Source organism: Shinella sp. HZN7 (assembly GCF_001652565.1).
In the GTDB taxonomy this organism is placed as follows: Bacteria; Pseudomonadota; Alphaproteobacteria; order Rhizobiales; family Rhizobiaceae; genus Shinella; species Shinella granuli.
On sequence record NZ_CP015736.1, the window covers coordinates 4216959 to 4227500 of the forward strand.

The window sequence follows — 10542 nt, forward strand, 5'->3', positions numbered from 1 at the left end:
TCACGGCCCGCTTTGAAAAGAGACGGCGGGCGGTACGGAAGAATTCTCGTGGCAGACCATTTGTTACTCGGCATCGATACCGGCGGCACCTACACGGACGCCGTGCTCTACAGCGAAACCGCCGGCGTCGTCGCCCGCGCCAAGGCGCTCACCACCCGCCACGATCTCTCGGTCGGCATTTCCGGCGCCGTCGAAGCGGTGCTGGAGGCGGCCAAGGCCCCCGTCTCGGCTATCGGCCTCGTCTCGCTCTCCACCACGCTGGCGACCAACGCCCTGGTGGAAGGGCAGGGCGGCCGCGCCGGCCTGGTGATGATCGGTTTTGGCCCCGAGGACCTGAAGCGCGACGGCCTTGCCGATGCGCTCGGCAACGATCCCGTGCTGTTCCTGCCCGGCGGGCACAATGTGCATGGCGACGAGACGGCGCTCGACATGACGGCGCTGGACGACGCCCTGCCGGTCCTTGCCGAGACCGTCTCGTCCTTTGCCGTCGCCGGCTATTTCGCCGTGCGCAACCCGGCGCACGAGGAACGGGTGCGCGCGCGCATCCGCGAGGTCTCGCACCTGCCCGTCACCTGCAGCCACGAACTCTCCTCCAAGCTCGGCGGGCCGCGCCGGGCGCTGACGACGCTGCTCAATGCCCGCCTCGTCTCGATGATCGACCGGCTGATCGGCGCCTGCGAGGACTATCTCGACCGGCGCGGCATCCATGTGCCGATGATGGTTGTGCGCGGCGACGGGGCGCTCATCTCGGCGGCCGAGGCGCGGCTGCGGCCGATCGAGACGATCCTGTCCGGCCCGGCGGCCAGCCTCGTCGGCGCGCGGCACCTGACCGGGCTCGACAATGCCGTCGTCTCCGATATCGGCGGCACGACGACGGACGTGGCGGTGCTCGACGGCGGGCGACCGAAGCTCGACGCGGAAGGCGCCGTCGTCGGCGGCTATCGCACCATGGTCGAGGCGGTCGCCATGCGCACCTTCGGCCTTGGCGGCGATTCGGAGGTGCGCATCGACGACCGCGGCCTCAAGGCGAAGATCGAGCTCGGGCCGCGCCGCTTCCTGCCGCTGAGCCTTGCCTCGGCACTGCATCCGGGCGCGATCGTCCCGGTGCTGGAGCGCCAGCTGCGCGCGCCCCATGCCGGGCGGCACGACGGCCGCTTCGCCGTGCGCACCGGCGTGCCGGAGCGGTTGGCGAGCGGCCTCCAGCCGCAGGAACAGGCGCTCTACGAGAAGATCGGCATGGTGCCGCTGCCGCTGGAAGGGCTGCTCGCCACCATGCTGCAGAAGGTGACGCTCGACCGGCTGGTCGCCCGCGGCCTCGTGCATATCTGCGGCATCACGCCCTCCGACGCCATGCATGTGCTCGGCGGACAGGGCCAGTGGGACGCAGCGGCCGCTCGCCTCGGGCTGGAGATTGCCGCCCGCACGCGGGACGGTTCCGGCCGGCCGATCGCCGACAGCCCCGAGGCGCTGGCGCGCGTCCTCATCGATCGTCTCACCCGGCAGTCGGCCGATGTCATCCTGTCGGCCTGCCTTGCCGATGACGGGGCGGGGGCGATCGATCCGGTCAACTCGCTGACGATCGACCGCGCGCTGCACCGCGTGCCCGGCATCGTGCAGTTCCGCGTCGCGCTCGACCGGCCGCTCGTCGGCCTCGGCGCCTCCGCGCCGGTCTATTATCCCGCCATCGCCGACATGCTCGGCGCCGAATCAGCCATTCCCGCGGACGCCGGCGTTGCCAATGCGGTCGGCGCCGTGGTCGGCCAGGTGCGCAGCATGGTCACGGTGTTCGTGACCATGCCGGAAGAGGGCATCTTCATCGTCGGCGGCACGGGCGAAAGCGTGCGCCTCATCGACGAAAGCGAGGCCTTCGCGCTGGCGAAGGAGCGGGCCATGACGGCGGCGCTCACTGCCGCGCGGATCAACGGCGCGGACGAGCCGGCGGTGACGCTCACCGAGGAGATCGACGCGCCGGAGGTGGAGGGCCGCCGCAAGCTCATGGAGGCGCGCTTCACGGCGATCGCCAGCGGCCGGCCGCGCATCGCGCACGAAAGCTGACGCTTTTTTCGTCTTTCGGCCTCGCCTGGCCGCCTTTCGGGACGGTTATCGCGCGCCTATCGTATGATTTTATCCGAACGGGAATAAATTCTTTATGTCATTGCCGAATTGACTATGCATGCCCGTCTCCGGAAAGTGGCAGCATTCGGGATACTCCCCCCTCGTCCCGTCATTCGGAGTTTTTACATGACCTATATCGAGAAAGCCGGTCTTTCGATCGACCGCGACCTGCATGATTTCATTGTCACGGAGGCGCTTCCCGGCACGGGCGTGGACGCTGCGCGTTTCTTCGATGAATTCTCCGCCATCGTGCACGACCTTGCGCCGGAAAACCGCGCGCTGCTGGCCAAGCGCGACGCGCTGCAGGAGAAGATCGACGCCTGGTATCGCGCCAACGGCGCGCCGGCGGACATGGCGGCCTACGAGGCCTTCCTGCGCGAGATCGGCTACCTGCTGCCGGAAGGCGGCGAGTTCAAGGTAACGACCGACAATGTCGATCCCGAGATCGCCAGCCTCGCCGGCCCGCAGCTCGTCGTTCCCGTCATGAATGCGCGCTACGCGCTGAATGCCGCCAATGCGCGCTGGGGCTCGCTCTACGATGCGCTCTACGGCACGGATGCGATCCCGGAAACGGACGGCGCGGAAAAGGGCAAGGGCTACAATCCCAAGCGCGGTGAGAAGGTCATCGCCTGGGCCAAGGCCTTCCTCGACGATGCGGTTCCGCTGGAAGACGCCCGCTGGGCCGACCTCACCGGCATCGAGGCGGGTGCGGAACTGCGCCTTGCCGCCGGCGACCGCGCCGTTTCGCTGAAGCGGCCGGAACAATATGCCGGCCATGCGGAAGGCAAGGACGGCTGGCGCCATGTCCTCCTCAAGAACAACGGCCTCGGCATCGAGATCCTGATCAACCGCGACTGGCAGATCGGCAAGACCGATCCGGCGGGCATTGCCGGCGTCAATGTCGAGGCGGCGCTGACGACGATCATGGATTGCGAGGATTCGGTCGCGGCCGTCGATGCCGAGGACAAGGTCCTCGTCTACCGGAACTGGCTCGGCCTGATGAAGGGCGACCTGAAGGAGACCTTCCAGAAGGGCGGCGAGACAGTCGAGCGCAAGCTCTACAGCGACTTCACCTATACCGCGCCGGACGGCTCGCCCTTCGAGGTCAAGTGCCGTTCGCTGATGCTGGTGCGCAATGTCGGCCACCTCATGACCAATCCGGCGATCCGCGACCGTGACGGCAACGAGGTGCCGGAGGGCATCATGGACGCCATGGTGACGGCGCTGATCGCGCTGCACGACGTCGGCCCGGACGGCCGCCGCAAGAATTCGCGCGAAGGCTCGATGTATGTCGTCAAGCCGAAGATGCACGGGCCGGAAGAGGTCGCCTTCGCGGCGAAGCTGTTCGGCCGTGTCGAGGCCGCCATCGGCATGGCGCCGAACACCATGAAGATGGGCATCATGGATGAGGAGCGCCGCACGACGGTTAATCTCAAGGAATGCATCCGCGCCGCCAGGGAGCGCGTCGTCTTCATCAACACGGGCTTTCTCGACCGCACGGGCGACGAGATCCACACCTCGATGGAAGCGGGTCCGATGATCCGCAAGGGCGACATGAAGCAGGCCGCCTGGATTTCCGCCTACGAGAACTGGAACGTCGATATCGGCCTCGAATGCGGCCTGTCCGGCCATGCGCAGATCGGCAAGGGCATGTGGGCCATGCCCGACCTGATGGCGGCGATGCTGGAGCAGAAGATCGCCCATCCGAAGGCCGGCGCCAACACCGCCTGGGTTCCCTCGCCGACGGCCGCGACGCTGCATGCGACGCACTACCACAAGGTCAATGTCGCCGAGGTGCAGGCCGCGCTTCGCTCCCGCCCGCGCGCGAAACTCTCCGACATCCTCTCCGTGCCGGTCGCCGTCCGGCCGAACTGGACGCCGGAGGAGATCCAGCGCGAGCTCGACAACAATGCCCAGGGCATCCTCGGCTATGTCGTGCGCTGGGTCGATCAGGGCGTCGGCTGCTCCAAGGTGCCCGACATCAACGATGTCGGCCTGATGGAGGACCGCGCGACGCTGCGCATCTCCGCCCAGCACATGGCCAACTGGTTGCATCACGGCGTCGTGACGGAAGGCCAGATCGAGGAGACGATGCAGCGCATGGCCGCGGTCGTCGACGGGCAGAATGCCGGCGACCCGCTCTATCGCCCGATGGCCGGCAATTTCGACGGATCGATCGCCTACCAGGCGGCGCTCGATCTCGTGCTGAAGGGCCGCGAGCAGCCGAACGGCTATACCGAGCCTGTTCTGCACCGCCGCCGCCTGGAGCTGAAGGCCGCCGCGGCGTGAAGCAAAAGCCGTATGCTGGTTCCGACGGCTCTTATCGGCCCGCGGCAAGATTTCTCGAACCTCTCTTCCGTCATGGTCGGGCTTGACCCGACCATCCACGCTCCGGGCGCGGCGGTGGATCCTCGGCTCAAGGCCGAGGATGACGGTGGTGGGGAGGCCGGAGTGCTGCCCATCCGGGGGCGCTGCAAAGCAAAACAAAAGAAGCCGCCGGAGCGATCCGGCGGCTTCTTTCTTAAGCGGATTTTTTCCGCTTACTGCTGGACGACGACGCGGGCGCCCTTGCCGGGGCGGACGCGCTTGTAGAGGTCGATGATGTCCTGGTTCATCAGGCGGATGCAGCCCGACGAGGCGGCCGTGCCGATGGAGGCCCATTCCGGCGTGCCGTGCAGGCGGAACAGCGTGTCCTGGCCCTTCTCGTTGAAGAGATAGAGGGCGCGCGCGCCGAGCGGGTTCTTCAGGCCCGGGCCCATGCCTTCCTTGACGTAGCGCGCGACGTCCGGACGGCGGGCGGCCATTTCTTCCGGCGGATGCCAGGTCGGCCATTCCTGCTTCCAGGCGATGTAGGCCTCGCCCTGCCAGGCAAAGCCCTGCTTGCCGACGCCGATGCCATAGCGCACGGCCTTGCCGCCGGGCAGCACGTAATAAAGGAAGCGGTTCGGCGTGTTGACGACGATCGTACCGGGCTTTTCCTTGGTCGCGTAGTCGACGATCTGGCGGTGGAACCGGGTGTTCACCTTGTTGATCGGGATCGCGGGCAGGGCATAGCCGTTGTCCTCAACGGGGCCATATTCCGATGTGAAGATGGCGTTGGTCGCCACCTTTTCGCCCGGAAGCGAGGTCGAGGAGGAAGAGCAGCCGGCGAGCGTGACGGCCGCTGCGAGGCCGCACAGAAGGAGGGCATTGCGGAAACGCATGTGAATCTCTTGATAGGAAATTAAGAAGTTCCGAGCCGCGGAACTTTCATCGACTATGGTTTATTTTCGATTAAACCAGTCAATGCAAGTCTGTGTGCTCCGGCGCGGGCCTGTGCTTGAGCAAAAAGACCGGTGATTGTTTTTTTGCAACAACAAGACCTGCCCCGCCTGGCGCTTTCGCCGCGTCCGGATCAGGACAAGCACGCCTTTCCGGCTCGTTCAATGGTCTTCCGCAGCGCTGGCCCGAAGTCGCACAGGAACCGCGGGGCACGGTTAAGGGAACCTTTCGCGCCTTTCGAATCAGGCGGCGCCCTTAACTTTTTCGCGGCGCGCATTTGCGGGTAGAATGCGATTCGCCGAGGTTGACCCATGACGATCGTTTCCATTCACAACGACAATCCGCTGATCGACGGACGCCAGTCCGACCGTGCCATGATGGTGCGCCGCGGCGTGCAGCGCATGCTGACGGAGATGCGCCATGCGGTATTGCCCGAGCTGACGCTGGCGAGCGGCCGGCGCGCCGACCTCATCAGCCTCTCCGACCGGGGCGAGATCTGGATCGTCGAGATCAAGACGTCGATCGAGGATTTCAAGGTGGACCGCAAATGGCCGGACTACCGCCGCCATTCGGACCGGCTGTTCTTCGCCACGCACAAGGGCGTGCCGCTCGACATCTTCCCGGAGGATTGCGGCCTGATCCTCTCCGACGGCTACGGCGCGCATATCCTGCGCGAGGCGCCGGAGCACAGGCTGCCGCCGCCGACGCGAAAATCCGTCACCTTCGCCTTCGCCCGCGTCGCCGCGGGCCGGCTGCTGCTGGCGGAATTCGCTGCCGACACGCGGGGCGGCGGGCCGGACATGTCCGCCATCGTCTCGGGGAAGCGCGACGAGCCGGCGTGATGTCCTTTTGAAATAGCGTGTGGGGGTGCCGTCATCTCTTTCCTTCTCCCCGGCGGGGAGAAGGTGGCCCGAAGCGCCGGATGAGGGGCTTGCCGGAGACGCTCTTACTTCGGCGCGCGCTTGGCGAGGATGCGCTGCAGCGTGCGGCGGTGCATGTTGAGGCGGCGGGCCGTCTCGGAGACGTTGCGGTCGCACATTTCATAGACACGCTGGATGTGTTCCCAGCGCACGCGGTCCGCCGACATCGGGTTTTCCGGCAGCTCCACCTTCTCGCCCGGGCGCTGCGTCAGCGCGGCGAAGATGTCGTCGGCATCCGCCGGCTTGGCGAGATAGTCGACCGCGCCGAGCTTTACCGCGTTCACGGCCGTCGCGATATTGCCGTAGCCGGTCAGCATGATGATGCGCGTGTCGTCGCGGCGCTGGCGGATGGCGGCGATCACGTCGAGGCCGCTGCCGTCGCCGAGCCGGAGATCGACCACGGCGAATTTCGGCGGGTTGGTCTTGGCCTTGGCGATGCCCTCGGCGACCGATTCGGCCGTGTCGACGGCAAAGCCGCGCGTCTCCATGGCGCGCGCAAGGCGGCGCAGGAACGGCGCGTCGTCATCGACGAGGAGGAGGGAAGGATCAGGCCCGATATCGTCGGTTGCCGCGTGGGAGTCGGTGTTTTCTGCCATTTTTCGTCTTTCGTGGCCGAATGTCGTCCATACTTGATGAGGATCAGCTTATCACCCGTAAGCCGGGGTGGGTAAAGTCATTTTGCAGTCTTGGCCTCCATGCGCGCCCGCGGCCAATCGACCGACACGCGCGCGCCCGGCCGGTCGCCGGTGCGGTTGGCAAAGGTCAGTTTCGCGCCGGAGCGTTCCAGCAGCGTCTTGGCGATGAACAGCCCCAGGCCCAGCCCGCCGGCCCGCTCGTCGCGCTGGCGCTTGGTGACATAGGGATCGCCGATGCGCTGCAGGATGTCCGCCGCATAGCCGTCGCCGTCGTCCTCGATGACGATGGTCACCCGCTCCGCCGTGTGGCTGACGGTGATGGTCACCTCCTCGCGTGCATGGTCGACGGCGTTTTCCATGAGGTTGCCGAGGCCGTAGAGAATGCCGGGATTGCGATTGCCGACCGGCTCGCTCTCGCGCTCGCCGATTTCGACGAGGTTGAGGCGGATGCCGAATTCGCGATGCGGCGCCAGCACCTCCTCCAGCAGCGAGGAGAGCGGCAGCACCCGCATATGCGCCTCGTCCGCCGCCGAAAGCGTGGTGAGGCGGCGCAGGATGTCGCGGCAACGCTCGCTCTGGCTGCGCAGGAGCTGCACGTCCTCCTTGAAACGGTCGTCCGTGCCGAGCTCGCGCTCCATCTCGCGCGCCACGACGCTGATCGTGGCGAGCGGCGTGCCGAGCTCATGCGCCGCCGCCGCCGCCAGGCCGTCGAGCTGGGAAAGGTGCTTCTCGCGCTGGAGGATGAGTTCGGTCGCCGCCAGCGCGTCGGAAAGCTCCGCCGCCTCCTGCGACACGCGGTAGGAATAGAAGGCGGCAAAGGCCGTGGTCGAGACGATGGCGAACCAGAAGCCGGCCGTCAGGATCGGCGGCACGACGAGCACCGTGCCGGGAAACCACGGCAGCGGGAAGGGCGTGAAGGCGAGCGCCGTGATGCCGAGCACCGAGAGCAGGCCGAGCGGCAGGCTGAAGCGGATCGGCTGCAGCGAGGACGAGATGATGACCGGCACGCAGACGAGCGGCGCGAAGGGATTGGCAAGCCCCCCGGTGATGAAGAGCAGCGCCGTAAGCTGGCACAGGTCGAAGGCGAGCAGCAGGAAGGCGGAGGCCGGCGTCAGCCGGTGCGTCGGCGAGAACCGCACGGCGAGGAAGAAGTTCACCGCTGCGAGCAGCGCGATCAGCACGGCGGCCGGCAGCAGCGGCAGCGGGAAATCGAGCCACAGCCCGACGACGATGACCGTGATCGACTGGCCTGCGACCGCCAGCCAGCGCAGCCGGATGATCGTCTCGAGGCGCAGGCGCCGGCCGGAACCCTCGAAGTCGATGTCCTGGTAACCCGTCATCCCGCCGTCCTTCCGTTCGCAAACCTGCTTCTGCCCTTCTAGAGCATTTCCGCTTGTGTTCGAATCGCGAAAACGCTCCATCTGCTTGTCCTCAAGCATCTGCGGGACGCAAGGCGCTCCGCCCTTTCGCTGGAAGGCTCTAAACCGCGAAAATGCCGGGAGCGATTTGTCTTTCCGCAAGTTTCTGCGCAAAACCCCCGGGCAATTGCTGGAAATTGCGCGATCAGGTCCCGCGCGGCTTGGCGCGCGTCGTCGGCAGGGCGTCCGCCGGATCCTCCGGCCAGGGATGTTTTGGATAGCGCCCGCGCATGTCCGCGCGCACGTCGCGCCACGAGCCCGCCCAGAAGCCGGGCAGGTCGCGCGTCGTCTGGATCAGCCGATGGGCGGGTGAGTGGAGTTCGAGCAGCAGCGGCAGCCGCCCGCCCGCGACGGCCGGATGCTGCTTCAGCCCGAACAGTTCCTGCACGCGGATCGCCAGCACCGGCTCGTCGCCGTCGTAGCGGATCGGGTGGCGCTGGCCGGTCGGCGCCTTGAAATGGGTGGGGGCGAGCCGGGCGAGGTCGCGCTGCGCCGCATAGGGCACCAGCGCCATCAGCCCTTCCTGCAAGCGCGCCGAGGAAATGTCGTCGAGGCCGCGGGCGTTTTCCTGGAACGGCACGAACCAAGCGTCGAGCGTGGCGAGCAGCGCGTCGTCGCCGGTATCCGGCCAGGGTTCGCCGATCGAACGGTGCAGAAAGCCGATCCGGTCGCGCAGCTGCGCCGCCTCGCGGGAAAACGGCAGGATATCGAGACCGAGCTGGCGCACGCCCTCGGCCAGCGCCTGCGCCGCCTTCGGCCCGCTCGGCCGCGGAAGCGGCGTTTCTTCGAGGATCATCGCCCCGAGGCGAACGACCCGGCGGGCGCGCACCTGCCGGCTCGCCCGGTCGAAGACGCACTGGTCTTCCCGCACGATATTTTTCGCAAGTTCGGCCTCGACATCCAAGCGGTCGATTTCCGCCGCGGCGAGAATGCGCTGCCGCCCCGCCTGGCCGGTGAGGTCGGCGACGACGATCATGTCGGCGCCGGCCAGCCGCTCGGTCTCCGGAAGCTCCGCCCCGCGCCCGTTCGCCATGACGAAGCGCCCGCGCCCGCCGCGTTGCAGCGCGACGCGGTCGGGAAAGGCATGCAGCAGCAAGGCGCCAGGCGTGCTTGCGGCACTGGCTTTCGCCTTGCCGAACCCGTCCGCCATGCGCTGCGCCAGCCGCCGCGCCGCCTCCGCCCGCTCCCCGCGCTCATTGGCGAAGCGCCGCAGCCGCTCCTCGATATCGACGGCCGTGCCGCCAAGCCCCTGCTCGGTCAACAGCACCGCCAGCCGTGCCGCAGCCGCCTGTTCGCCCGCCGCCGCCGCATGAAAAATCATCGCCGCGAGCCGTGGCGGCAGCGCGAGGTCGCGAATGCGTTTTCCCGCCGGGGTCAGCGTGCCGTTTTCATCGAGCGCACCGAGAAGGCGCAGCAGGTTGCGCGCCTCTTCCACCGCCGCGGCCGGCGGCTGGTCGACGAGCCGCAGCGCCGCGGGATCGCTCACCCCCCAATAGGCAAGGTCGAGCATGAAGCCGGAGAGGTCGCTGGAGAGAATCTGCGGCGGCGTGAAGGCGGGCATCGCCGCCGTCTGCCCGGCATGCCAGAGCCGGATGGCGATGCCCGGCTCCGTTCGCCCGGCGCGGCCGGCCCGCTGGTCGGCGGAGGCGCGCGACACGCGCACCGTCTCCAGCCGGGTGATGCCGGTCGCCGCCTCGAAGACCGGCAGGCGCTGCAAGCCGCTGTCGATGACGATGCGCACGCCGTCGATGGTGATGGAGGTTTCGGCGATCGACGTCGCCAGCACGATTTTTCGCGTGCCCGCGGGGGCGGGGCGGATCGCCGCGTCCTGCTCCTTCTGGCCGAGATTGCCATAGAGCGGCACGATCGTGGTTTCTGCTCCGAACCGGCCCTCCAGCCGTTCGGCGGTGCGGGTGATTTCGGCCTGCCCGGGCAGGAAGGCGAGGATCGACCCGCTTTCGCCGCGATGCGCCTCGGCAATGGCGCGCGCCATCGTGTCCTCGATGCGCTCCCCCGCCGGCCGGTCCTGATGGCGGATGTCGACGGGAAATGCCCGCCCCTCGCTGACGATGACAGGCGGATCGTCGAGCAGAGCGGCGACGCGCGCCACATCGAGCGTCGCCGACATGACGAGCAGGCGAAGATCCTCGCGCAGCGCCGCCTGCACGTCCAGCGCCAGCGCGAGGCCGAAAT

7 protein-coding genes (1 of these 7 cut by a window edge) are annotated in these 10542 nt (G+C 67.6%); 3 read left to right on the plus strand and 4 right to left on the minus strand.

Annotated elements, in window-relative coordinates; all coding sequences use genetic code 11:
* The first annotated feature begins 48 nt into the window (after positions 1-48).
* Both shn_RS20245 and shn_RS20250 read left to right on the plus strand, forming a co-directional pair.
* Positions 49-2055, plus strand: coding sequence for a hydantoinase/oxoprolinase N-terminal domain-containing protein (locus shn_RS20245; RefSeq protein ID WP_064332027.1), 2007 nt, complete (start codon positions 49-51; stop codon positions 2053-2055).
* Between the two features lie 186 nt (positions 2056-2241).
* Positions 2242-4404, plus strand: coding sequence for a malate synthase G (locus tag shn_RS20250; RefSeq protein ID WP_064332028.1), 2163 nt, complete (start codon positions 2242-2244; stop codon positions 4402-4404).
* Positions 4405-4655: 251 nt separating this feature from the next.
* On the opposite strand, the gene shn_RS20260 is transcribed toward shn_RS20250, so the two are convergent.
* On the minus strand, positions 4656-5318 hold the full coding sequence (locus shn_RS20260) for a L,D-transpeptidase (protein ID WP_064332030.1): 663 nt from the start codon (positions 5316-5318) through the stop codon (positions 4656-4658).
* A 369-nt stretch (positions 5319-5687) separates the two neighbouring features.
* Here shn_RS20260 and shn_RS20265 point away from each other — a divergent pair, with 369 nt between their 5' ends.
* Positions 5688-6218, plus strand: coding sequence for an MmcB family DNA repair protein (locus shn_RS20265; protein ID WP_064332031.1), 531 nt, complete (start codon positions 5688-5690; stop codon positions 6216-6218).
* Positions 6219-6322: 104 nt separating this feature from the next.
* Here shn_RS20265 and shn_RS20270 read toward each other — a convergent pair whose 3' ends face one another.
* The 3 genes from shn_RS20270 to hrpB all read right to left on the minus strand — a co-directional run.
* Positions 6323-6892: an ActR/PrrA/RegA family redox response regulator transcription factor gene (locus shn_RS20270; RefSeq protein ID WP_064332032.1), complete on the minus strand. Its 570-nt coding sequence runs from the start codon at positions 6890-6892 to the stop codon at positions 6323-6325.
* 77 nt (positions 6893-6969) lie between these two features.
* Complete coding sequence (locus tag shn_RS20275; protein ID WP_064332033.1) at positions 6970-8271, minus strand: ActS/PrrB/RegB family redox-sensitive histidine kinase; 1302 nt, start codon at positions 8269-8271, stop codon at positions 6970-6972.
* A gap of 223 nt (positions 8272-8494) precedes the next feature.
* Positions 8495-10542: the 3' portion of an ATP-dependent helicase HrpB gene (gene hrpB, locus shn_RS20280; protein ID WP_064332034.1), read on the minus strand. The gene runs 424 nt beyond the window's last position; the window shows 2048 of its 2472 coding nt (coding positions 425-2472); its start codon lies beyond the right edge, outside the window; its stop codon occupies positions 8495-8497.

Coding starts and splice junctions, on each gene's coding strand:
- shn_RS20265 (WP_064332031.1), top strand. CDS start 5,688: ATGACGATCGTTTCCATTCACAACGACAATCCGCTGATCGACGGACGC.
- shn_RS20275 (WP_064332033.1), bottom strand. CDS start 8,271: ATGACGGGTTACCAGGACATCGACTTCGAGGGTTCCGGCCGGCGCCTG.
- shn_RS20260 (WP_064332030.1), bottom strand. CDS start 5,318: ATGCGTTTCCGCAATGCCCTCCTTCTGTGCGGCCTCGCAGCGGCCGTC.
- shn_RS20270 (WP_064332032.1), bottom strand. CDS start 6,892: ATGGCAGAAAACACCGACTCCCACGCGGCAACCGACGATATCGGGCCT.
- shn_RS20250 (WP_064332028.1), top strand. CDS start 2,242: ATGACCTATATCGAGAAAGCCGGTCTTTCGATCGACCGCGACCTGCAT.